The organism is Geofilum rhodophaeum, from assembly GCF_002210225.1.
GTDB classification, from domain to species: domain Bacteria; phylum Bacteroidota; class Bacteroidia; order Bacteroidales; family Marinilabiliaceae; genus Geofilum; species Geofilum rhodophaeum.
Window position 1 is genome coordinate 509129 of sequence record NZ_MWUJ01000001.1, and the last position, 25014, is coordinate 534142.

The 25014-nt window shown below is 50.1% G+C and carries 19 protein-coding genes; 7 read left to right on the forward strand and 12 right to left on the reverse strand.

Annotated elements, in window-relative coordinates; genetic code table 11:
* Nucleotides 1-12: 12 nt before the first annotated feature.
* The 5 genes from B4W65_RS01830 (at nt 13) to rprY (ending at nt 4707) form a co-directional block, all read left to right on the forward strand.
* A complete protein-coding gene (locus tag B4W65_RS01830) occupies nt 13-249 on the forward strand; it encodes an acyl carrier protein (RefSeq protein ID WP_088653386.1) in 237 nt (78 codons plus the stop codon).
* A 32-nt stretch (nt 250-281) separates the two neighbouring features.
* Nucleotides 282-1532 carry a beta-ketoacyl-ACP synthase II gene (fabF, locus tag B4W65_RS01835; RefSeq protein ID WP_088653387.1) on the forward strand — a complete coding sequence of 417 codons (1251 nt, stop codon included), beginning with the start codon at nt 282-284 and terminating at the stop codon, nt 1530-1532.
* Between the two features lie 66 nt (nt 1533-1598).
* Entirely contained in the window at nt 1599-2285 is a 687-nt protein-coding gene (gene rnc, locus B4W65_RS01840) for a ribonuclease III (protein ID WP_240509447.1), read from the forward strand.
* Nucleotides 2286-2470: 185 nt separating this feature from the next.
* Nucleotides 2471-4051 carry a sensor histidine kinase gene (locus tag B4W65_RS01845; protein WP_088653389.1) on the forward strand — a complete coding sequence of 527 codons (1581 nt, stop codon included), beginning with the start codon at nt 2471-2473 and terminating at the stop codon, nt 4049-4051.
* Nucleotides 4024-4707, forward strand: coding sequence for a response regulator transcription factor RprY (rprY, locus tag B4W65_RS01850; RefSeq protein WP_088653390.1), 684 nt, complete (start codon nt 4024-4026; stop codon nt 4705-4707). The genes B4W65_RS01845 and rprY overlap by 28 nt, the downstream gene beginning before the upstream one ends.
* 113 nt (nt 4708-4820) lie before the next feature.
* Here rprY and B4W65_RS01855 read toward each other — a convergent pair whose 3' ends face one another.
* From B4W65_RS01855 to B4W65_RS01890, 8 genes are all read right to left on the reverse strand, one after another.
* A complete protein-coding gene (locus B4W65_RS01855) occupies nt 4821-5438 on the reverse strand; it encodes a hypothetical protein (RefSeq protein WP_088653391.1) in 618 nt (205 codons plus the stop codon).
* Between the two features lie 19 nt (nt 5439-5457).
* On the reverse strand, nt 5458-7245 hold the full coding sequence (lepA, locus tag B4W65_RS01860; protein ID WP_088653392.1) for a translation elongation factor 4: 1788 nt from the start codon (nt 7243-7245) through the stop codon (nt 5458-5460).
* A 132-nt stretch (nt 7246-7377) separates the two neighbouring features.
* Nucleotides 7378-9015, reverse strand: coding sequence for a chaperonin GroEL (gene groL, locus B4W65_RS01865; protein ID WP_088653393.1), 1638 nt, complete (start codon nt 9013-9015; stop codon nt 7378-7380).
* Between the two features lie 24 nt (nt 9016-9039).
* The gene (locus tag B4W65_RS01870) at nt 9040-9318 is read right to left on the reverse strand and encodes a co-chaperone GroES (protein ID WP_088653394.1); all 279 of its coding nucleotides are present in this window, start codon (nt 9316-9318) and stop codon (nt 9040-9042) included.
* Nucleotides 9319-9834: 516 nt separating this feature from the next.
* Nucleotides 9835-10203, reverse strand: a complete 369-nt coding sequence (gene secG, locus B4W65_RS01875) for a preprotein translocase subunit SecG (RefSeq protein ID WP_088653395.1) — start codon at nt 10201-10203, stop codon at nt 9835-9837.
* A gap of 4 nt (nt 10204-10207) precedes the next feature.
* On the reverse strand, nt 10208-11161 hold the full coding sequence (locus B4W65_RS17405; RefSeq protein ID WP_088653396.1) for a hypothetical protein: 954 nt from the start codon (nt 11159-11161) through the stop codon (nt 10208-10210).
* A gap of 28 nt (nt 11162-11189) precedes the next feature.
* A complete protein-coding gene (locus tag B4W65_RS01885) occupies nt 11190-11699 on the reverse strand; it encodes an LptE family protein (RefSeq protein WP_240509448.1) in 510 nt (169 codons plus the stop codon).
* Entirely contained in the window at nt 11692-12936 is a 1245-nt protein-coding gene (locus B4W65_RS01890) for a sigma-54 interaction domain-containing protein (protein WP_088653398.1), read from the reverse strand. The genes B4W65_RS01885 and B4W65_RS01890 overlap by 8 nt, the downstream gene beginning before the upstream one ends.
* Nucleotides 12937-13092: 156 nt before the next feature.
* Between B4W65_RS01890 and kdsB the strand changes: the two genes are divergently transcribed.
* Both kdsB and B4W65_RS01900 read left to right on the forward strand, forming a co-directional pair.
* Entirely contained in the window at nt 13093-13851 is a 759-nt protein-coding gene (kdsB, locus tag B4W65_RS01895; protein ID WP_088653399.1) for a 3-deoxy-manno-octulosonate cytidylyltransferase, read from the forward strand.
* Between the two features lie 26 nt (nt 13852-13877).
* Nucleotides 13878-15884, forward strand: a complete 2007-nt coding sequence (locus B4W65_RS01900) for an alpha amylase C-terminal domain-containing protein (RefSeq protein ID WP_088653400.1) — start codon at nt 13878-13880, stop codon at nt 15882-15884.
* 4 nt (nt 15885-15888) lie between these two features.
* Here the strand turns inward: B4W65_RS01900 and glgP are convergent, their stop codons facing one another.
* The 4 genes from glgP to B4W65_RS01920 are packed head-to-tail and all read right to left on the reverse strand — an operon-like array spanning nt 15889 to nt 24795.
* Nucleotides 15889-20124, reverse strand: a complete 4236-nt coding sequence (glgP, locus tag B4W65_RS01905; RefSeq protein WP_088653401.1) for an alpha-glucan family phosphorylase — start codon at nt 20122-20124, stop codon at nt 15889-15891.
* A gap of 28 nt (nt 20125-20152) precedes the next feature.
* Nucleotides 20153-21502 carry a glycoside hydrolase family 57 protein gene (locus B4W65_RS01910; protein WP_088653402.1) on the reverse strand — a complete coding sequence of 450 codons (1350 nt, stop codon included), beginning with the start codon at nt 21500-21502 and terminating at the stop codon, nt 20153-20155.
* Nucleotides 21503-21555: 53 nt separating this feature from the next.
* Nucleotides 21556-22851 (reverse strand): glycosyltransferase family 4 protein, encoded by a 1296-nt coding sequence (locus B4W65_RS01915; protein ID WP_088653403.1) that lies wholly within the window; start codon nt 22849-22851, stop codon nt 21556-21558.
* Between the two features lie 3 nt (nt 22852-22854).
* Nucleotides 22855-24795, reverse strand: coding sequence for an amylo-alpha-1,6-glucosidase (locus B4W65_RS01920; RefSeq protein ID WP_088653530.1), 1941 nt, complete (start codon nt 24793-24795; stop codon nt 22855-22857).
* Nucleotides 24796-25014: the final 219 nt, after the last annotated feature.

The window sequence follows — 25014 nt, forward strand, 5'->3', positions numbered from 1 at the left end:
AAATTTAAAGCTATGTCAGACATTGCATCAAGAGTTAAGGCAATTATTGTAGACAAGTTGGGAGTTGACGAATCAGAAGTTACTCCAGAGGCTAGCTTCACCAACGACCTGGGTGCTGACTCTCTTGACACTGTTGAGCTGATCATGGAATTCGAGAAAGAATTCAACATCGCTATTCCGGATGATCAGGCTGAAAACATCGGCACAGTAGGTGATGCAATTGCATACATCGAAGAAAACGCCAAGTAAGACAATCACTTAGTATCACTGAAAACTTTTTTATGGAGTTAAAAAGAGTAGTTGTAACGGGACTTGGAGCGATTACTCCTCTGGGAAACTCGGTAGAGACCTACTGGGAAAACCTGATTAAGGGAGTAAGCGGAGCCGGACCCATTACTCGATTTGACGCCACCAATTTCAAGACTAAATTTGCTTGCGAGGTAAAGGATTTTGATCCTACAGAATACCTTGATCGTAAAGAGGTAAGAAAAATGGACTTGTTTGCTCAGTACGCCATGGGTGCGGCTGAGCAGGCAATCCAGGATTCCGGATTGAACCTGGAAACACTGGACCCCGACGAAGCCGGGGTCATCTGGGGAGCCGGTATTGGTGGGATCATCACTTTCATGGATGAAGTTAAAGCCTATGTAGAAGGAAATGGCACGCCACGTTTTAGCCCCTTCTTCATACCCAAGATGATATCCGACATTGCTGCCGGACACATCTCTATGAAGTATGGTTTCAGAGGCCCGAACTATGCCACTGTTTCCGCTTGCGCATCTTCATCTCATGCCATAGCCGACGCTTTTAACCATATTCGTATGGGAAAAGCAAAAGTATTCATTACAGGAGGTTCCGAAGCCGCCATCAACGAAGCAGGAGTTGGCGGTTTTAATTCAATGCAGGCAATGTCGACCTTTAACGAAGACCCGTCTCGCGCATCCCGTCCGTTTGACAAGGAGCGCGATGGTTTTGTTATAGGAGAAGGTGGCGGAGCACTCATCCTGGAAGAATACGAACATGCCTTGGCCAGAGGCGCTAAAATTTACTGTGAAGTAGCCGGTGCGGGAATGACCGCCGACGCCCATCACCTGACTGCTCCCCACCCCGACGGACTGGGTGCAGCAAAAGTAATGCAAGCGACTTTGAAAGACGGCAACATTGACATGAAGGACGTCGATTACATCAATGTACACGGAACAGCAACACCCAGAGGGGACATTGCTGAGATCCTGGCCATTGAAAAAGTATTTGGCGACCATGCTTTTGAACTCAACATCAGTGCAACCAAATCAATGACCGGACACCTCCTTGGAGCGGCCGGAGCCATTGAATCGATTGCAGCAATACTAGCCATCAATAACGGTATTGTTCCTCCTACCATTAACCACAACACGCCCGATCCGGAGATCAACAGCAAGTTGAATCTCACCTTAAACAAGGCTCAGGAGCGCAAGGTTAAGGTAGCCCTGTCGAACACCTTTGGGTTTGGCGGACACAATGCCAGTGTGGCCTTTAAAGCTATAGAATAAACTGTGTTCAGACATTTACTAATAGCATTAAAACTTCTTCCCCCTGAGGGGAAGGAGTTTTTTTGTTTGATCGAAAGGATTACCGGCCTTAAGCCTCGCGATACCCGTTTGTATAAGCAGGCTTTGTGCCACAAGTCGCTGATGCGAAAAACCGAAGCGGGGCATCCACTCAACAACGAACGTCTCGAATATCTTGGCGACGCCATCCTTGGTGCCATTGTTGCCGACGAACTCTACAAACGATTTCCCGAAAAGGATGAAGGCGCCCTCACCAAGATGCGGGCACGCATCGTGAACCGCAACCACCTCAACCGTCTGGCTATGGAAATGGGACTGGGACAGCTTATCCAAACCCAGCCCTTAAGCGATATTGCCCAAACCCACATCCCGGGAGACGGTCTCGAAGCCCTTATTGGTGCCATTTACCTCGACCACGGCTACCGAAAAGCCCGCAAATTTATTCTTAAGCGGGTATTCCTGCCCAACCAGCAATTGGAGCACGTATTTAAAAAAGACTCCAATTTCAAATCGATACTGATCGAATGGGGACAAAAAAGACGCTGCGACATCCATTTTGTGACGGAAGAATATCCCGACTTCGACTGCTGTGAGCCTGTTTTTATTGCGCAGGCCTATGTCAATAAGCAAGCCATGGGCGAAGGTAAAGGCAGCACAAAAAAAGAGGCCCAACAAAAAGCCGCCTGCGAAGCACTCGAACGAGTCAGCCAGGAAGCCGGTAAAGTTTTAAGTTGAGCCCTATTCTGCCCTCCCGCTGCTTGGTTTTACGAAGAAAGATCCCTATTTTAACCGGGATAAAAAACAAATCATTACATGCTCCACATCAGAAATGCCGCAGAAAGCACTGATTTACAGAGAAATGTAGTTAATTAATGTTAAACAAATAAGGGGTTAACACTTAAGCAGTTATTTTTGTAGGTATGAGCAGAAGGTTTATTCAACTCCTAATAGTGGTGGTCACCATTACCCTTATTGGTTTGATTTATATTCAAATGCTGTGGATCAGAAATGCCACAAGCATTAAGGAAGATCATTTCGACCAATTGGTGCGGCAAGCCCTTGATCAGGTAATACATCGCCTGGAACTGAATGAGACCTCCTACTTTGGTGCCCAGCTCGACCTGGATCCCGGAATGAGTCTCCCACCCCAGCTGCGCAATGAAAACCGTTATTTTTCGGGTAAAAATCAGTTCAGGGAGGACAAAAACAGAATGAAATACGACATTTCCCTGGATTTTTCCCTCACCGGAACCCACTTAAGCACTCGTTTCTACCAGAGCGATTCCCTGGTTTACAGTCACCAGGAGTGGACGCCCATGGAATACAACCCACAAAGCAAAGCAGACCCCCTTTCGTATGCCCTCAACAATTTTCAGTCGCAATTACGCTCTAAAATTGCGGAACAGGAGGCTCGCCTGATGAAAGGATTTTTTAGCGACCGCCCCATTCAGGAAAGGGTTACCCACGAAATGATGGACGTTACGCTGATGCAGGCTTTCTTTGAAAGAGGTATTTCACTTCCCTTCGAATTTGGCATCTACAATTCCCGTGGAGAGTTGGTCAATGCCACCAGCAAATTTGATCGGGAAGAATCTTCTGTAAGTTATCAGAAACATTTATTCCCCAACGACGTACACCCCAAACCTAACTACCTCTTGGTATACTTTCCCAAAAGACCCAACTTTATCATGGATTCGATGGGAATGGTATTGCCAACCGTGATTTTTACCCTGGTCATGATTTTCATGTCCATATTGACCATGGTCATCATTGTACGCCAGAAACGTCTGGACGAAATCAAAAACGATTTCATCAACAATATGACGCACGAGTTTAAAACGCCAATTTCCTCCATTTCGCTGGCCTCTCAAATGCTGAAAGACGGAAGCATCAGTAAAACACCGACTGTCCTGCAGCACATTTCCGGGGTAATTCAGGATGAAAGCAAACGCTTGGGCTTTTTGGTTGAAAAAGTCCTGCAAATGGCTATCTTTGACAAAGGTACGTCTCCCATGAAGCCCAAACGTACCGATCTTAACGAACTCGTACAAAACGCTGTAAACACTTTTCGCCTGAAAGTGGAGAATGAAGGCGGAAGACTGAATGAAAAAATTGAAGCAAAAAGCCCTTTTGCCGAGGTTGATGAGGTGCATTTTACAAATGTTATTTTTAATGCGCTCAAATACAGAAGGGGAAAACCCATCATACAGGTAAAGACCTGGAACCGGCCCACCGGGTTGGTCATTAATATTGAAGACAATGGTCTGGGAATTTCAAAAGAGAACCTGTCCCGAATCTTCGAAAAATTCTACCGGGTTCCGACCGGGAACGTCCACAACGTAAAGGGTTTTGGCCTGGGATTGGCTTATGTAAAAAAAATCATTGAGGACCACGGAGCCGAAATTAAAGTAGAAAGTGAATTAAACGTAGGAACTAAATTTGAAATATTTATACCCCTTAAAAGCAATAAGGAATGGAAAAAGAATATAAGATTCTCCTGACCGAAGACGATGAAAACCTGGGCATGTTGCTTCGGGAATATTTGGTAGCGAAAGGTTACGAAACAGATCTCCTGCCCGACGGTGAGGCGGGCTACGACGCCTTCATGAGCAAGAAATACGACGTGTGTATTTTTGACGTGATGATGCCTAAAAAGGACGGGTTTACCCTGGCCAAGGAAATTCGCATGGTCAACACCGAAGTACCCATCATTTTCCTTACCGCCAAGTCGATGAAGGAAGACATCTTTCAGGGTTTTAAAATTGGTGCGGACGATTACCTGACCAAGCCTTTCAGTATGGAAGAGCTCTTGTTCCGTATCGAAGCCATTTTGCGCCGTACCAAAGGGACCCTTGGGGGACAGGACGTGTTTCAGATTGGCAAATACAAATTCGACACCCAAAAGCAGCAGCTGATCGATGGAGAAAAAGTGGTCAAACTAACCACCAAAGAGTCTGAACTCCTAAAACTGCTGTGCAACAATGCCAACAAAGTCTTGGAACGGAACTTCGCTTTAAAAACCATTTGGGTGGACGACAACTACTTCAATGCCCGAAGCATGGACGTTTACATCACCAAACTGCGCAAGCACCTTAAAGACGAGCCTGCAGTTGAAATCCTGAATGTACACGGCAAAGGTTATAAGCTGGTTATGTAAGTCCGGGCGCTAAGGTCCAATACATAATAACATAAAAAAGAGAGGCCTGTCAGGCACTCTCTTTTTTTATGTCACAAAACTTTATCCGAATCCGGACAACACCCTCGTCAGCTTCAGTTCTTTTCCCGGGCCGACCAGCTGAAAATTAAGCCAAATTCCATCCAGGTGGTCCACAAATTATCAATACGTGTACTGTTGGAATGCAAATTGTTGGCGTAACGGCCCTCCAGGGCCAAATCCCAGGTGCCAATGGGAACAACAAATTCGAGACCGCCGGCCAAACCAAACAGAGCCGAACGCTCATTAACCACCGGCGCAGAACTTTCGCTCACAAATTGCACATAGGAGCCCAGATTAAAGACCACGGCAGTCTGCCTTATAGGAACACGCACTTTGGTCATAAAAGGCACCTGAAAATAACTGTAGGCCAGACTTCCATATTCTGCATCACTCCGCTGAAGACGGCTGTAATTCACTTCCGCCATCAAGCCCAGGTACTTTTCTCCAAAAAACACAAAACGACCGCCAATGTATGGGCCGCTGAAATCCTCACTGGCGTTTCGGTCCACAATGTAAGACGATGCCAAAGAATAACCGCCCCGGGCACCCAGCTCAGAATAGGATTTAAAACTATCCTGCGCCAAATTATTCTGCGCCACCAAGGACCCGAAAACAAAAAGACCAAAAACAAAAAGCAAGGGGCGTTTAAGTCCCCCGGTAAAAGCACGCATAAGCCACGATTTACATCTGTTAATCCAGTTTAAGCACAGCCAGAAAGGCTTTCTGTGGCACTTCCACATTACCCACCTGCTTCATACGCTTCTTACCCTTCTTCTGCTTCTCCAACAATTTACGCTTACGACTGATATCGCCACCGTAACACTTGGCAGTAACATCCTTCCGCAGCGCTTTTACAGTCTCCCGGGCAATTATCTTAGCGCCAATAGCGGCCTGTATCGCCACGTCGAATTGCTGGCGCGGAATCAACTCTTTCAATTTTTCACACATGCGCTTGCCCATCCCATAAGCATTGTCCACGTGAGTAAGGGTGCTCAGCGCATCTACATTTTCACCATTCAACAAGACATCCAGCTTTACCAACTTGGATTTACGGAAGCCTGTGGTTTGGTAGTCAAAAGAAGCATAACCCTTAGAAATACTCTTCAACTTATCGTAGAAATCAAATACAATTTCGGCCAGCGGCATATTAAAAACCAATTCCACCCTGTCGGTAGTTAAATAATGCTGTTTCACCAACTCACCGCGCTTACCCAGGCAAAGTGCCATCAAATTCCCAATGTAATCCGAATGCGTGATGATTTGGGCAGAAATATAAGGCTCCTCCACATAATCGATCAGACCAGGCTCAGGGAGACCAGATGGATTGTGGACCTCCACCACCTCACTCTTGGTGGTATAGGCCAAATAAGGGACGTTGGGCACCGTGGTAATGACATCCATATTGAACTCCCTGTCGAGTCGCTCCTGCACAATTTCCATATGCAGCAGGCCCAGAAAACCACAACGAAAACCAAAACCCAGGGCTGCAGAGGATTCCGGGATAAAGGTCAGGGAGGCATCGTTCAATTGCAGCTTTTCCATGGCGGACCTCAGATCTTCATAATCTTCCGTGTCAATGGGATAAACCCCTGCAAAAACCATGGGTTTAACTTCCTCAAAACCAGAAATAGCTTTGGCACAAGGTCGTTTTACGTGAGTAACCGTATCGCCCACCTTCACCTCTTTGCTCGTTTTGATGCCTGAAATAATGTAGCCCACATCTCCTGTTTTCAAAACGTCCCGTGGCACCAAACCCAATCCGAGCACGCCCACCTCATCGGCATAATACTCCTTCTCGGTATTAAAAAACTTCACGTAATCGCCTTTCCGGATCTCCCCGTTTACGATCTTAAAATAGGCAATGATGCCTCGAAAGGAGTTGAAAACAGAATCAAAAATAAGACCCTGAAGGGGCGCCTCCGGATCGCCTACCGGAGGAGGCACCAGCTCTATAATGGCCTGCAATATCTCCTCAATACCCATCCCTGTTTTACCGCTGGCATGAAGAATCTCGCTGCGTTTACATCCGATCAAATCGATGATTTGATCTTCCACTTCTTCGGGCATGGCATTGGGCATGTCCATTTTATTCAGTACCGGAATTATGGTCAAATCATGATCCACCGCCTGATAAAGATTGCTGATGGTCTGCGCCTGAATCCCCTGCGTAGCATCCACAATCAGCAAAGCCCCTTCACAGGCAGCAATCGAACGCGACACCTCATAGGCAAAATCCACGTGACCGGGCGTATCAATGAGGTTCAGGGTATAATCCACGCCCTCATAATCGTACCGCATTTGTATGGCCTTACTCTTTATGGTAATTCCTCGCTCCCGCTCCAAATCCATACTGTCGAGCGTCTGCGCCTGTAGTTCCTTATCGGTAACAGTCTTGGTATATTCCAACAGACGATCGGCCAGGGTACTCTTCCCGTGATCAATGTGCGCTATGATGCAAAAATTCCGGATATTCTTCATCGGCATAATCGGTTTCGTTACTTACAGAACATTGGCCCCTTGCGGGTTTGCAAAGATATTGAATTAGAAGGAAATTAAAAAGGGCCGGCAATCTTGCCGACCCTTTTTACTGAGATTATTATAAGATGATTCTTACATCATTCCGGGCATGCCGCCACCCATACCACCTGGCATAGCAGGAGCAGGATTATCTTCCTTCTTCTCTACCAAAACACACTCGGTAGTCAGGAACATACCGGCAATAGAAGCCGCATTCTCCAAAGCCACACGGGCTACTTTAGCAGGATCAATTACTCCGGTTTTGTAGAAATTCTGGTAGGCATCCACACGGGCATTGTAACCATAATCGTCTTTGCCTTCACGAACCTTCTGAACTACAACGGCACCCTCTTTACCGGCGTTGAAAACAATCTGACGCAAGGGCTCTTCAATGGCACGCTTAACAATTTCGATACCGGTAGTTTCGTCTTCGGATTCACCCTTCAGATTTTCCAAAGCATCAATGGCACGAATGTAAGCCACACCACCACCGGGAACAATACCTTCCTCAACGGCTGCACGGGTTGCACTCAAGGCATCGTCAACGCGGTCTTTCTTCTCCTTCATTTCAACTTCGGAAGCTGCACCTACGTATAGCACGGCAACACCACCGGCCAACTTAGCCAGACGCTCCTGAAGTTTCTCGCGATCGTAATCAGAAGTGGTATTGGCAATCTGTGCCTTGATCTGCGCTGCACGGGCATCGATGGCGTCTTTCGCCCCACTGCCATTAACAACGGTGGTATTCTCCTTATCGATGGTGATTTTCTCAGCAGTACCCAACATTTCGATGGTAGTGTTCTCCAACTTCAAACCGGTTTCTTCAGAAATAACGGTTCCGCCGGTCAACACCGCCAGGTCTTGCAGCATTTCTTTACGACGGTCGCCAAAACCAGGTGCCTTAACAGCAGCCACTTTCAACGAACCGCGCAGACGGTTAACCACCAAAGTAGCCAAAGCCTCACCGTCCACGTCCTCAGCAATAATCAGGAGGGGACGACCGCTTTGTGCGGTTTGCTCCAACACAGGAAGAATGTCCTTCATGGTACTGATCTTCTTGTCGTGAATCAGAATAAAAGGATTGTCCAGATCGGCTTCCATTTTCTCGGTGTTGGTAACAAAGTAGGGAGAAATGTATCCACGGTCGAACTGCATACCTTCAACCACCTCCACAGTAGTCTCGGTACCCTTGGCCTCTTCTACAGTAATGACGCCTTCACGACCCACTTTCTCCATAGCTTCGGCAATCAAACGGCCAATTTCCTCATCGCCATTGGCAGATATGCGGGCGATTTGTTCAATTTTTTCGTTGTCGTCGCCAATTTCGTGCGCCTGGGTACGAATGCTCTCTACCACCTTAGCCACTGCGGTATCGATGCCCTTCTTCAACTCCATGGGATTGGCACCGGCAGTAACGTTCTTAAGACCAACATTAACAATAGACTGCGCCAAAACAGTAGCGGTAGTAGTACCATCACCGGCATCGTCACCGGTCTTGCTGGCTACTTCTTTAACCATTTGCGCACCCATATTGGCGATGGGCTCATCCAGCTCCACTTCCTTAGCAACGCTTACGCCGTCCTTGGTAATGTGGGGAGCACCAAACTTTTTATCGATTACAACATTGCGACCTTTGGGCCCCAAAGTTACTTTTACTGCATTGGCCAACGCGTCGATACCTTCTTTAAGGCGCTCGCGGGCTTCCATATCAAACACAATCTCTTTAGCCATTTTCTTTCAATTTAAGTGTTCTAATTAAGCAATGTACAAAATGTCACTCTGCGAAATCAACAGATAGTCTTCCCCGTCAATGTTCAACTCGGTACCGGAATACTTTCCGTACAACACCACATCTCCGGCCTTCACCTCCATAGCTTCGTCCTTTTTAGCGGCACCAGTCAGAACCACCTCACCTTTCAGAGGCTTCTCCTTGGCAGAATCAGGAATAATGATACCGCTGGAGGTCTTCTCTTCCGCTGCCTGAGGTTTAACCAAAACCTTACCGGCAAGAATCTTTCCTTTTAAAGTTGACATTTCTAATATTGATTTAATTGTTAAACATTATAAGCTTATCACGGCCACTTCCATTTCACAAAGTATGCCAAAGCCAAAATCGCACAAAACCTGCCAACCCACCTGCCATTTTTACAGCCCCCTCGTCCCCGGCCAGCCAGCGCCGCCCAAAAAAAATGGCGACCAAGTCGCCACGCGGGTTTCAACCCGCTTTAAAGAACAGCGCGAAGCGCTGACCTATTTCTCTCAATAATAACCCAGGACTTCAGTCCTGGGACTACACAAAGATACACTAGGCCCCAGGCCCCAGATAAGGCTCGACCCAAAAAAAATGGCGACCAAGTCGCCATGCGGGTTTCAACCCGCTTTAAAGAACAGCGCAAAGCGCTGACCTATTTCTCTCAATAATAACCCAGGACTTCAGTCCTGGGACTATACACGACCTACACTCACTCGCTCCAGAGCTCTCCACGCACTCCCTGCAGGCCGGCGCCCCAGTCTCCCGGGCGCTCCCTGCCACTATGGCAGCAAAGGGCCTTACTCAGCTACGGCGCCGGAATCGGAAACTGCAGGCGCAGCCTCTTCCTCCACATCGGTGCCAATGGGGAAACCGGGCATGGCAGACTCAGTGGGCTGCATGTTTTGCATCTGGCTGTCAATAACCGACTGGCGACCCAGCTCGTGCTTAGGAATAACCATTACGGCCACAAAAGAAAGTACCAACAAGGCTCCGGCAAGCGTCCATGTTGCCTTTTCAAGAAAGTCAGTGGTTTTCCTAACACCCATCACCTGATTGGATGAGGCAAAATTAGAGGCCAAACCGCCTCCTTTTGAATTCTGTACCAAAACAATCAATATCAAAAGAATACTGGCCAAGATTACCAGAACGGAAACAAATTCGTACATATCTTTACTTATTACTGTTATTAATATCTTCTTCCAACGCTTTGATTCGACGCGCAAAGTAAACGCTTTTTTCGGGATATTTCAAACGCAGACGATCGAATATATCCATCGCCTTTGAAAAATGCCCCTGCTTAATGTAAATACCCGCAAGCGTCTCGGTCATCAAATCGTCACGCTCCTGCAAACTGGCTGCAGAAATATCCACATTTTCGGTTGTTGCTGAAGGCCCGGAAGGCAATCGACGCCTTTTGCGCCCTCCTTCCAAAAAATCATCAATCAAAGAACGCTTCTTCTGCACCGGCTCAGGAAGAGGAGCGTCAGCTGTCGCCTCCCGCTGCAAAACAGGTTGCTGTTTAAGCACCTTCAACCAGTCCGAAAACGAGCGCGCCTCATCCGCAGGAACTTTCCCTTCCTCCTCAAGCCGATACTCGCTCACAGTCCCTTCATCAAAGCCCAGAAAATCAGCACTCGGTAAAACAATGTTGTCCGGGTCGCTCTCTGCGCCTGCCCCGAAAGTCAATACGCCTCCCGAAGGCAGCTCAAATTCATCGGAGGCACCCAGGTAATCATCCACAGCGGGGGTGGACTGGGGGTTCTTTTCCCCGGGGGGCGCCAACTCCGTATCGGCCGACTCCGACTCCAGGGACTGGGGCTTCATCGGCGACTCCGGTGGTGCCGGAGTTTGTGACTCCCTTGGCTGCTCCACTTGCTTTGTTTCCTCCCGGACAGGAGCATGAATCAAAGCAAAAAGTTGCGCCCGGTCGGCAATATGCGCAGCAGCCAGCTTCAATTCATTGTTGTAGCGAATGTGACCCAGCAAATGCAAATTTTTAACCCACAGCATCCGTCCCGCTTGAAAAAAGGGATACTCTTCCAAAAGGAGTTTTAAACCATCCAGACTTTGTTCGTCCAGACCGTTTGGATTTTGTAGTGCTTGAGCAATTTGCTGTTTGTGCATAATTTTGAACGTTGGGACGGCCTATCGACTACCAATCTGAAAAAGCTCTGTTAAAAATATTTTCGGTCAGCTGATCCACAATATCGCGCACCAACTGTTCTTCAATAGCGGTAATGTTCTGACTGCTCTCAAAATCAGAAAAGGCGGAGAAAGACGACTCCCAATTTTGCTGAGGGTTTTTAAAATTCCGAAAACGCACCCTTACGGTAATCGTCATACGCGTTTCGGCCGACACCGCATTGGCCTGGATGGCCATGGGACGCAAATCGTAACCCGTAATCTCTCCGGAGAAATCCACATCCCCCATTTCATCATTAATGATCAGACGCGATTCGGAGGTAATCCGGTCCTTCATCGACTCGGTGAAGGTCTGACTGAGCAAGGGATTAATCAGCGGAGCCCGGTTTTGAAACAATTGCACCGAGGCCGTTTCCACATTCTCCGGAACCGAGGAGCCACGCATCGTCATCTGCACAGAACAGGCGCTCCATGTAAGCAAAAAAAGTAGGGCCAATGCCCCGACTGCTGTCTTAACCATTGATTGCATATTCTTTTATCTTACGGTATAAGGTTCGCTCCGAAATGCCCAGCTCCTGAGCCGCATTTTTCCTGCGCCCCCCGTGCTTCTCCAAAGCCTTCTCTATCAACTCCTTTTCCTTATCTTCCAGGGAAAGCGACTCCTCCACAAACTCCTCTGTATCCTCAATGGCATGTTCATCATGCCTTGAGGCATAAGCCATAGGAGCCGGGGCCGCAGAGGGTTTAATCAACTCACTTTCACCGTTGTACAGATTCCGGATGATTTGAGCATTCTCTCCTTTCAGGTTCAAGTCCCCACCATCCTGCAGCATATCCAGGACCAACTTCTTCAGATCGTTCATGTCCCGCTTCATGTCAAACAGCACCTTGTATAAAATTTCCCGCTCATTGGAGAAATCATTGTCCGAACGATGCTCACTTCCTGGAACGAGGGCCGGAAGGTTACCACCCGACATTGCCGGAAGGTAAGCTTCTAGTTCCGAAGCCGACAAAATGCGCTGTTCCTGCAGCACTGAAATCTGTTCGGTGATGTTTTTTAATTGTCGCACATTACCCGGCCAGCGATATTTTTCCAGAACCAAACGCGCCCCTTCGTCCAAACGAATGGCCGGCATACGATAGCGATCGGCAAAGTCCTGCGCAAATTTTCTAAAAAGCAAATTGATGTCCTCCACCCGCTCGCGCAAGGGCGGGATCTTTATGGGCACCGAATTCAGGCGATAAAACAAATCCTCTCTAAACTTACCGTCCTCAATAGCCTTTTCGAGCTGAACATTGGTGGCAGCTACAACGCGCACATTGGTCTTAATTATTTTTGAAGAACCCACACGAATAAATTCGCCCGTTTCCAAAACCCTAAGCAAACGCACCTGCGTGGCCAGGGGCAATTCGCCAATTTCATCCAGGAAGATGGTCCCCTCGTTGGCCTCCTCAAAATAACCTTTTCGATCGCTCAAGGCACCCGTAAAAGAACCCTTTTCGTGACCGAACAGCTCCGAGTCGATGGTCCCTTCGGGAATGGCTCCGCAGTTTACAGCAATATAGGGCCCATGCTTACGGGCACTGTGCTGATGAATAATCTGGGGAAAGACTTCCTTTCCGGTTCCGCTTTCACCAGTGATTAAAACCGACAAGTCGGTGGGGGCCACCTGCACGGCAATATCAATGGCCCGATTGAGACCGTAGGAGGACCCAATAATACCAAAGCGTTGCTTTATTTGCTGAACATCCTTCATAAGCCAAACTGCACTGAAAACAAGAGACTCCTGCAAAAATAGCAGGTCAACTGACAAAGTTACAATTTTAGCGCTAAATACACACCGGCCCTCCCTTATTTCCACCCAATTTTCGTAACTTGGTCATCCAGATAGACCACGATTCAAGACAATAAAATGAACAAAGACACCATTGCAGGCATCATACCGGCACGCTACGGTTCCACGCGGTTTCCGGGCAAACCCCTGGCCGACCTCAAGGGCAAGCCCATGATTCAACGGGTTTACGAGCAAGCCTCCAAAGCCCTCTCTGAGGTATATGTGGCCACCGACGACGAGCGCATTGCCGCTGCTGTCAAACAGTTCGGAGGCAAGGTGGTCATGACCAGTCCCGACCACCAAAGCGGGACCGACCGCTGTGCCGAAGCGCTCGATTTGATTGAGGCTGAAACCAAAAAGACCTTCGATGTAGTCATCAACATCCAGGGCGACGAGCCTTTTATCGAACCGGAATTACTCGAAACACTGGCCTGTTGCTTTCACAGCTCCATGACAGAAATTGCCACCCTGGTTAAACCCCTCAAAACCCCGGACGACCTGTGGGACGCCAACAAGCCCAAAGTAGTCATCAACGGCGACTACCAGGCGCTGTATTTTTCACGCTCGCCCATCCCCTATCTGCGCCACTATCCTAAGGAAGAATGGCACCTGCATCACAAGTATTTTTTGCACATAGGCTTGTATGCCTATCGCAGCGACATTCTCCGAGAAATCACCAACTTACAACCCTCCATATTGGAGACGGCCGAATCGCTGGAACAACTGCGCTGGCTGGAGAACCAGTACACCATAAGTGTACGTACCACCCGCCACGAAAGCATCGGCATTGATACACCGGCCGATCTCGAAAGGGTTTTGCAAGCCGGTCTGCTCTAGTAAGTCCCTACCAACACTACCTGCCCATGAAAATCATCGACTACGATCCATGGCTGCAAGCTTTTAGGCCGGCCCTGGAAAAAAGACGTCTCCGCTTTAAGGATGAAGCAGAATGGATTCGCAACCAATGGGGCTCCCTGAAGGCCTACGGCTCCTTACATCATCAACAGGGACTGCATTTGCGAGGCAACTGCTGGCACTTTTGCGAATGGGCTCCGCACGCCAGGGGCTTGTGGCTCGTAGGCGCCTTCAGCGCCTGGAAAGCCACCGATGCTTATCGTTTGCAACGGCGGGAGGGGGGACTCTGGGAAGGGACCTTTCCGCTTGATCTCTTGAAGCACGGCGACCATTACAAAATTTGGGTAGAATGGGAAGGCGGAGCCGGAATGCGCATTCCGGCCTGCGCCACCCGTACGGTACAAGACCCTGAAACACTTATTTTCAGCGCCCAGGTCTGGCAGCCCGAAGCATTTGCGTGGAGCGACCAAAACGTTGTATTTACACAGGAGGCTCCCCTGATTTATGAAGCCCATACAGGAATGGCCCTGGAGGAAGAACGCGTGGGCAGTTACCGTGAGTTTGCCGACCAAATCCTTCCCCGCATCAAGGCAGCCGGTTACAATGTGCTGCAGCTGATGGCGGTTCAGGAGCACCCCTACTACGGCAGCTTCGGCTATCACGTCTCTAATTACTTTGCCCCTTCGAGTCGCTTCGGCACACCGGAAGACCTCAAATACCTGGTCAACCAGGCGCACCTGATGGGCCTGAGGGTCATTATGGACCTGGTGCATTCCCACTCCGTGAAAAATGTGGAGGAGGGACTCAGCAGACTGGACGGGAGTGAGGACCTTTACTTTCATGGGGGAGATCGCGGACAGCATCCGGCCTGGGACTCCCGCTGCTTCAACTATGGGAAGGAAGAAGTGCGGCGCTTTCTGTTGTCAAACTGCCGCTATTGGATCGAGGAATTTCATTTCGACGGCTTTCGCTTCGATGGTGTGACCAGTATGCTCTACTTGCATCACGGACTGGGAAAGGACTTTGTTTCTTACGAGGACTATTTCAATGGCCAGGAAGATGAAGATGCCCTGCTCTACCTGGCCCTGGCCAATGCCCTTATTCACGAAATCAAGGAAGGCAGCCTCAGCATTGCAGAAGAAATGAGCGGGATGCCCGGCACCACCCAGCCGGGAGAAGAGGGCGGACTGGGTTTTGATTTCCGTTTATCTATGGGCGTTCCCGATTTCTGGATCAAGATCATCAAGGAAAAACGGGATGAGGACTGGGAGGTGGGACAGTTGTTCCACGAATTAACGCAGCACCGGCCCGAGGAGCAGGTTATTTCCTACGCCGAATCGCACGACCAGGCGCTGGTGGGCGACAAGACCATCATTTTCAGGTTGGCCGATAAGGAAATGTACGATTTCATGGCCAAAGATCGAAGCAACCTCATCATCGACCGGGCCATCGCCCTGCACAAAATGATACGGCTGCTGACCCTCTCCACGGCCCAGGGCGGCTACCTCAACTTCATGGGCAATGAGTTTGGTCACCCGGAGTGGATCGACTTTCCCCGCGAGGGCAACCAATGGTCGTACCGCTACGCCCGTCGGCAATGGTCGCTCTACGACAATGAGCTGCTGCGTTTCAGGGACCTGGGGCTGTTCGACCGGGCCATGATTGAACTGGCGCGCAACGGGCAGCTGACGGCACTGAAAGACACGCGCCTGCTGGTGGCCCAAAACAACGATCAGGTGCTCGCCTTTGAAAGGGGACCGCTTCTCTTCGTATTCAACTTTAATCCCGCCACCTCTTTTACCGACTATGGCTTGCCTGTCCCCGCCGGAAAGTTTAAACTGCTGCTCTCCACCGACGAAGCACGCTTTGGGGGCTTCGACCGGGTGGACCATAAAATGACCTATTTCAGTCGACCTTCAGGCTCCGGAAAAAGCCAACACCATCTCCCCTTGTACCTTCCGGCACGCATGGCGATGGTGTTGAAACGTTTGCCGCTGAAAAGCGTCTTCGACTAAGAGACTACAGCCAGCGTACCAAACCGAAGTCTTGCTTGTGGGGCAGCGCTTCATGTTTGGGAAACATACGGATACCAAACTTGTAGGATCCCGGGAGGTTCAGTTTGTAATCGAGTCGGTATTGAACCTGACTGCCCTCCCGCTTTTCTTCCGTGAAGGGCTCCACGTGCAAAATGGGTGGAAACTCATCGTCCCCCGGTTCTGCAATCACCATTTCCAATCCCAGCTCCACGCCTACCAAACGTTGTAAGTCAAGCAGGACTTCCACCACATAATGCTCGCCGATGCCCAATTCCTTATGCGCAATATCGGGCATGTTGCAGGAAAGCACCTGCACCGACGACCAACCGGCATAAACCCTGCGCTTCCAGCCGGCCAATTCGCGAACCAAACGACAATCTCCTGCCTTCAGGTTTTTCACCCGCTCAAACATTGGTTGGTAAAACCGATCGCCGTAATCGTTAATCATCCTGCGTGTGGTAAATTCCGGCGCAATGCGTGCAATGGAGTTTTTGACGTAAGCCACCCAACCGGCAGGAACGCCCAACTCATTCTTCTCAAAAAAGCGGGGAATGATCTCGTTCTCCAGAATGCTGTATATGGTCGTAGCATCCAGGTCGTCCTGAAAGACCTGGTTCTCGAAGGTCCGCTTATCGGTCAGGGCCCAACCGGCCTCCTCCTTGTAACCCTCATACCACCAGCCATCCAGCACACTAAAATTCAACACGCCGTTGAGCTCGGCCTTTTCGCCACTGGTGCCGGAAGCCTCCAGGGGCCGGGTCGGGGTATTGAGCCATACGTCCACACCGCTGACCAGGCGCTTGGCCAGTTCCATGTCGTAGTTCTCCAGGAAAATAATTTTCCCTATGAACTCGGGCCTGCGTGAAATCTCCACAATGTGCTTGATGAGTCCCTGTCCCGCGCCATCGGCCGGGTGCGCCTTTCCGGCAAAAATAAACTGCACCGGACGCTTGGGATCGTTAACGATGCGCGACAGGCGCTCCACATCATTGAATAAGAGGTGGGCCCGCTTATAGGTGGCAAAACGCCGGGCAAAACCAATGGTCAAAGCATCCTCGCGAATGGTATCCAACACATCCACGATGTGGGTCGGGTCTTCGTGGCGCTCCACCATCCCCGATCCCATCCGCCAGCGAATGTAATCGATCAATCTTTTGCGCAGAGCCACCCTGGCCTGCCACACCCGTTCATCAGGCACGTCGTAAATTTTTTCCCAACGCTGCTTGTCCGACACGTCCTTCAAAAAGTCGTCGCCAAAGGTGCTTTCGTACAATTGTCTGAATTCCTTTGCGGTCCACGTACCGTAATGCACGCCGTTGGTAACATACGAAATGTGCAATTCCTCAGGGAAATAGCCCTTCCAAAGATGACGGAACATTTTCTTGCTCACCTCTCCGTGCAACCAGCTGACACCATTCATTTCCTGGGAAGTCTTGGCCGCCAGCACACTCATGGAGAACTTCTCGTGCACTTCGGTCCCTTCCCTGCCCATGTCCATAAACTCCTCCCAGCTGATGTTCAACTTCTCCGGCACATGGCGCAAATAAACCCGCAGCAGGTCCTCGTCGAACTTATCGTGACCGGCGGGAACGGGTGTGTGGGTGGTAAACAGGGAGGAAGCCTTGACCAATTCCAGGGCCTCGGCAAAACTGTATTTTGCTTCCACCAAATCCACCAGACGTTCCACATTTATTAAGGCTGCGTGTCCCTCGTTGCAATGATAAAGATCAATCGGAGTATTCAGCTCTTCTAAAAAGCGGATGCCGCCAATACCCAGCAGAATCTCCTGCTTCAACCGGTTCTCCCAATCGCCCCCGTATAATTTGTGGGTAATTTCGCGGTCCTGTACGCTGTTCTCCGGAATATCGGTATCCATCAGGTAAAGTGGAATCCTTCCCACCTGTGCCTTCCAAACCACCGCCTGCAACTCCCTGCCCGGCAAATCGATATGCACCTTAAGGGGCTGGCCGTCGGCGCCCCGAACCTCCTCCAGGGGGAGACTGGCAAAGTCTTGCATCTCATAGCGGGCAGTCTGTTCGCCATTCACCGTTAGTGCTTGTTTAAAATAGCCGTAACGATAAAGCAAGCCGACCGCCATAATGTTCACACCCTTATCACTGGCCTCCTTCAGATAATCACCGGCCAAAATACCCAGTCCCCCACTGAAAATTTTCAGCACATCACTCAGGCCGTACTCCATACTGAAGTATGCAATGGAGGGGCCCTCCAGCATGGGCTGTTCCATGTATCTGCAATAAAGGGCGTATACGGCATCCAGCCGCTCCGTGAAATCGGCATCCCCGGCCAGGCGACTTAAATCCTCGTAGGAGACTTTCTCGAGCAATTGTACGGGATTCTTATGGACCTCACCCCACAACTCGGGATCAATCGACTCGAACAACTCCGTAGCCTGATAGTTCCAACTCCACCAAAGGTTGCGGGCCAGCTCATTGAGCACAGCAATACGTTCGGGCAGTTTCGACTTGACCACCAGCTTTTTCCACTGGGGTGCAGCACCGCTTACTGGCACCATGCGCACCCGTTGTTCCGATTGTTGCAGGGCGCTGAACTCCTCGCGGCGGTTGTTCACCTTATTCAGGGCAATGTCGTAGGCCTGATAATAATACTTAATCAGATTGTCCCACTCCAGTGCAGCGGCCATTGTGCGACACTTCTCGCGCGCTGCTGTCAACTGCCCTTCTCCGGCCGCTGAAAAAGAGCGAATTATTTCGACTATTTGGGCCACCGTTTCGCGGTGGTTGCTGTCGTTCCGCTGCACCACGGCCACTCCGTCAAAAACCGAAGCAGAGCGTTCAGCTGCCCAAATTCCAAAGCCGGCCAAAGAAGAAGTCAGGGTAGGAATGCCAAAGGCGATGCTCTCCTGAGGCGTATAACCCCAGGGCTCGTAATAAGACGGAAACACCGTTAGGTCCATACCAATAAGCAGATCGTAGTAGGGCAGATTAAAAATCCCATCGTTGCCATTGAGGTAACTGGGCACAAATATCAACTTCACCCGCTCCGCCTCATCGTTGTTCAAATGAATCTCCTGAATTTTATTGATGATGGGGTCGTAGCCCAAATCATTCAGTCCATGCGTCAAAAAGGGATTGGGCAAAGGCTCCTTACAATTGCCCTGGGTCAATCGCTCCATCAGATCTTTGCGGGGCCCATAAGTGTTGGCCGGTATCAGGAAGAAGAAGATCATCTCCCGCTTCAAATCTTCGCCATTGTTCAGCAACTGTAAGGCATCCAGAATGACATCGGCCCCCTTGTTGCGAAATTCATAACGACCACTGCTGGCCACCAGCAGACTGTCGTCGCTCACCGGGTGTCCGAGCACACAGGAGGCCACTTTGCGCAACTGCGCCCTTGCCGCCTTCCGCTTTTCATCGTATTTGGTGCCCTCCGGCACAAAATCATTCTCAAAACCATTGGGCGTAACCACATCCACGCTCCGTTTCAAAAAATGCGCACACTCATTGGCCGTAATGTCCGACACCGTAGTGAAGCAATCCACATTGGCCGCCGCCATTTTCTCGAGGGAGTGCTTGGCCACCACCCCCAATTCCTGCGCCTTCAAATCGGCATCGTAGCCGGCCATTTCATCGTAAACCGGAAATCCGTTGCCGGCCAGCGAACGCCCTACGGTAGTGGCATGCGTGGTAAATAAAGTGGCGACCTGCGGCAACTTATCGCGTAAATACAGCGCGCCGCTGCCCGTCATCCACTCATTAAAGTGCGCCACCACCTTATCGGCTGCCGTCAGGTGAAACTTGTAAAAACTCTCGACCACCACCCCGGCCGCATAGCCAAAAAGCAAGGATTCCACATAATCCCACTGCCCCGAAATACTGTCCACCTTGTAAGTCTCCCAGAGGTACGAAAGAATTTCGTTCTTCTGCGCCATATATGGCGAGAAATCGACCAAAAACACCAGGGGACTCCCATGCACCTTCCAGCGTCCGACTTTCAGGCGGATGCCCTCAAACTGCAGGGCCGCCTGCCAATCGGCATAGGCCTTTTCATCGGGAATAAATTCCGGATTGCGTTGGGGGCCACGCCAAACATCGGGTCCAATAAAAATAAGCTTGTCCTGAAACTGCTGCACCAGCGTATGTGCCCTGGAGGCCAGCACTGTGTGAATGCCGCCCATTTTATTGCATACTTCCCAACTTGCCTCAAACACATAGTCGGGCTTCAAATAACTGTCTACCATCTTTCCAAAGTATTAATTCATCCTAAAACTACGCTGTTGGTCCTGCCTTTTTTCGGGCGGCAGGCACTGCCTTTACCGAAGTCCGCCGTTTGCGCAACTTCCTGATTTCATCCTCCATTTTTCTGATTTTCTCCTCCCGGTCAGCCAATACTTCCGTCAGGTTGGCCAGTTCCTGATCGACATTGGACCGGGGCACCGCCGCATTCAAACGGATGCTGAAATCGCTGAGCACATTCATATAATTGATGAAGGCCTCATAGGGCGTTTCATAGGGATTGAAATAGGCATGCACATCGCCATCGGAGAAAAACTTGGTACACATATAATAAAAATGATCGCTCGTCTGCAGGTAATTCCACTCCTTAAGCAGACGCTCCTCTTTACACTGACTGATTTTTGGCAGAAGGGCATAGAGCTTATCGAAAGCTTCCTGCTGCATTTCATTGCCCAACCAGGCCGTAACATCCCTTTCCTCATCGGCCCAACTGATGGGGTAGGGCACATGCACCGCAGCCACCGGCTGCAGTGCCTCAGCCAGCTCCGAAGGGGTGGCAAAGGCCAGGCCTTTGTGCTTCAACACCTCTGCCGGCAAAGCCTCCATAAAAGCAAAAATACCGGTCGACTTATCCTGGTGCTCCCCAAAAGTCTCGTAATCCATAAACAAATTCACCACCTCCTCACGTTTATCGCCGGCCCGCAACCAGTCCACAAACTTTGGGGCAGTCAGGGGCCACTCGCACCAATTGCGATTGCCAAAACGGAAGGCCAAATCATCGCTGAGTTTGAAATTCTTCAACAAAACCTTTAAGCGGGGATTGATGCTGTTGCAATAAAGATAATTGGGACTCTTCCAGCCCAATATGTGCTTGGCCCCTTCGGTGAGCATGGCCTTAAAACCCATATCGGCCACCATCTCGCCCAGCTGATCGGAATAAATCAACTCCGTATTTCTAAAAACCGTTGGCCGTTGCCCAAAACTTTCCTCCATCAAGCGGGCGTGGCTCTCGACCTGCTCCACAAAGGCCTCCCGATTTTTCAGCGACACCAGTGAGTGGGCATAGGTTTCGGCCAGAAACTCTACTTGTCCGGTAGCCGCCAGGGCCTTAAAACTCTCCAACACTTCTGGCGCATAGAGCCGAAACTGTTCCATAGCCATCCCCGAAATGGAAAAGGCCACCTTAAACTTCCCCTTGTGCTTCTTAAGCAACTTCAGCAACATGGCATTGGCCGGGAGATAGCAACGTTCCGCCACCTTGGCCATGATGCGCTCGTTGGTGTAATCATCGAAGTAATAATGGTCGTTGCCAATATCGAAGAAGCGGTAGCGCCTAAAACGAAAGGGCTGGTGCACCTGAAAGTAGAAACATATGGTCTTCATAAAGCAGTATTTTAGTTTTGAATAATCCTTCCTTGAATAAAAGCACCGCGATTTCAAGCGCCCAGGCCCAGGGCCCGTTCATAGACCGCCTTAACATGTAAAGCCGAATTCTCCCATTTCAGTGCATCCACCTCAGCTCTTCCATGAGCCTTAAACATCTTAGCCATGCCCGGATAATTCAATGCCCCGTAAATGGCATCGGCCATGGCATCTACATCCCAAAAATTGGTTTTAATGGCATAGGTCAGAATCTCGGCTACGCCCGACTGATGGGAAATCAGCACCGGAACATTGCTCTGCATGGCTTCGAGGGGACTGATGCCGAAGGGTTCCGACACCGAAGGCATCACATACAAATCACTCATGCTCAACATATCAAACACATCATCGCCCCGCAAAAAACCCGTAAAGTGGAACCGGTCGCTGATTTTCAGCTGGGCCGCCCTGCGAATCATAGGTTCCATCATATCGCCACTGCCCGCCATCACAAAACGCACATTGTCCATCCGCTGCAGCACTCTGTGCGCCGCTTCCACAAAATATTCCGGCCCCTTTTGCATGGTAATGCGCCCCAAAAAAGTCACAATTTTTTCCTTCACCCCCTTGGGAGCCGGCTCCGCGCCATGGTTGTCGTGCGGTTCCACCGCATTGTAAACGGTGACCACTTTATCGGCGGGAATGCCGTACTTTTCGATCACAATCTTCCGGGTTAAATTACTCACCGTAATCACCATATCGGCTGCCTCCATACCCCGCTTTTCGATATCGAAAACAGCCGGATTCACACTGCCGCCACTTCGGTCAAAGTCGGTCGCATGCACATGAACCACCAGGGGCTTACCCGTAGCCTCCTTGGCAGCCATGCCGGCCGGATAGGCCAGCCAGTCGTGGGCATGGATAACATCAAAGGCATAATCCTGGGCAATGATATTGGCTACCAGCGCATAATCTCTGATTTCCTGCAACAGATTGGCGCCGTACTTGCCGGAAAACTCCACCAAACCTGCCTCGTTGACATTCAAAAACTCAAGTTGCTTCAACTTTTCACGGCGCGTATGCGCCCAAAACTCCTCCGGCTCCATATAAGGCACCAGCTTAGAACCCACCTCAATGTAATCGAGGGTCTGACTGAAATGCTTCAACTGCAACTGACGGTGTTTCACCGGAATTTGATTGGCGCCCACCAGGCGCATGACCGACTGATCCTCGTCGCCATAGGCCTTAGGCACCACAAAAAGCACCTGAACATCGGGGATCTGCGACAAGCCCCGGGTCAAACCGTAGCAGGCAGTACCCAGGCCCCCGGATATATGGGGTGGAAACTCCCACCCAAACATAAGTACCCTCATAGCCTAATTGTATTTTTCTATCAATTTAATAATCCGGATAACTGCAGCCACATTCCAGGCCATGCTCACTGCCCCCTTGCCCAGATGAGGCGGATTGCCGTTGTAACATTCCGACAAAGTGCTCAAACAATGATTGCCCAACTCTTCTTCAAATCCCTCCACCATGCGTTTAATAAAAGGCAAGCCCCCCCTCTTGTGGATATTCAAATAAGCCTCAGCAAAAAAGCCCGCCAGCCAGGGATAAACCGAGCCCTGGTGCAGAGCCAGGTCCCGCTCCCGCTGATTGCCTTCCAATACGCCCAAATATCTTGGGTCAGAAGGCGATAAAGTACGAAGTCCCCGTGAAGTCAGCAATTCCTTTTTCAACACATCCACCACCGACTTCGCTTTTTCGGCGTCGAGCGCCGAAAAACGCAGGGCTACTGCCAACACCTGGTTGGGACGAATGGAAGCGTCTTTTTCCTCCCCATCCACATAATCGTACAAACAGCCCTCCTCCTCATTCCAAAAATTCGCTATAAAAGACTCCTCTACCCGATCGGCCAAGGCCAGAATTTGCTGCCGCTCCTCCTTACGGCCATGGCGCTTGCACAAAGTAGCATAATAACGCAGCGCATTGTACCACAAGGCATTGATCTCCACAGCCAGTCCAGGTCGCCAGGTCACCGGCTGCCCATCCACCACCGCATCCATCCAAGTCAAAGGCCGCCCCTCTACCCGGGCATAGAGCAAACCCGAGGCTTCAATTCTGACACAACCATCTTTCAGACGCATGTAATGCTGCAGAATCTCCACCATGGCTGCCCCATAGCGACTGCAAACATCCAAATCCGGGAACTGCAACTCCAATTCCTGAATGGTGTAAAACACCCAAAGCGGCACATCCACATCCTTGGCCTCGGGACGCACGCCCAGATTGTTCTCTGCAATATAAATCCGCCGCACCTCTTCCACAGCGTGGTCCAAAATGGCCAAAAAATCTTCCCGACGTCCTGAATACGCCATCAGTCCGGGCAGCGCCACCAGCGTATCGCGCAAACGTTCCCGATACCAATGGTAGCCGGCCAACAATTTGATGCGTCCCTCCCTGCGCTGAATAAACTGCTCGGCAGCATTCAACAAGCTGTGCAACATGGTATCGCGCGGAATGCGCTTCTTCACCTCTTTGGTAAAACGCGCTTTGAGCCCCCCAGGCTTCACCGGAAAAGTCCCCGCAGAAAAAACCAGCGACTCTCCCTTCTTGATCTCCATTTCAAAATAACCCGGAGCAAACAAGTCCTCCTTAAAAGGATAGCCCCGGTTCTGTTCCTTAAAATACTCCATGCCCCGATACCAATCGGGCAGGGCCAAAAATTCTCCAGCCTTACTTACCTGTAAGTGTAAGTGGGGAAAACCCTCATACATTTGCAGGCGAATGCCGTTGGGCACTTCCTCGTAGCGGGTATTGGCCACCATATTTTGCTGAGTCAACTCATGCACACTCCTGAAAGCCAAAAAGGGTTTAAAGCGAATGAGCGTAGGCGAATGCGCCTCCTCCAGCGTCACCCGCAGCAATACCTGTTCCTCCTCCTCCACCAAAAGAATTTCCGTGCTCAACACCATACCGCCCACCCGGTATACCCTCCGGGGCGTTACCTCCATATCGTAACTCTCCAGATATTTGTGCCCCTTGGGTTCGTAGTGGCTGCCCTGGTACTTATGTATGCCCAAATTAAACACCTGCTGATGCTGCACCAGCGACAAGTCGAGCGACGAAAGCAAAACAAAGCGCCCTCCCCCAAAATGGGCTACGGGACAAACCAACATTCCGTGGTACTTTCGGGTGTTGCAGCCAATAACCGTTGTGCTGCAATAGGAGCCGGCACGATTGGTGCGCAACACCTCGCGATGCAGCGAATACTCCAAATTCACCAACTTGGTCTTGTCAAGCTTGAGATAAGTCATACAATACTGAATTACAAAAGATAAAAAACCCATGGTCGCACACACAGCATGCCGACAAAAGGTTAAAACAGAAAGCAACAAAAACAGTGGTAGAAAAGTACGTTTGGTTCTGAGAGTCAAATTAGGCAAAAAGACTCAAAACATCAAGAGCACTTACCGAAGAAATAAAAACGTTCGTGTAATTTAACGGAAATTAAACATTGACTCAAAAAGCAGGAG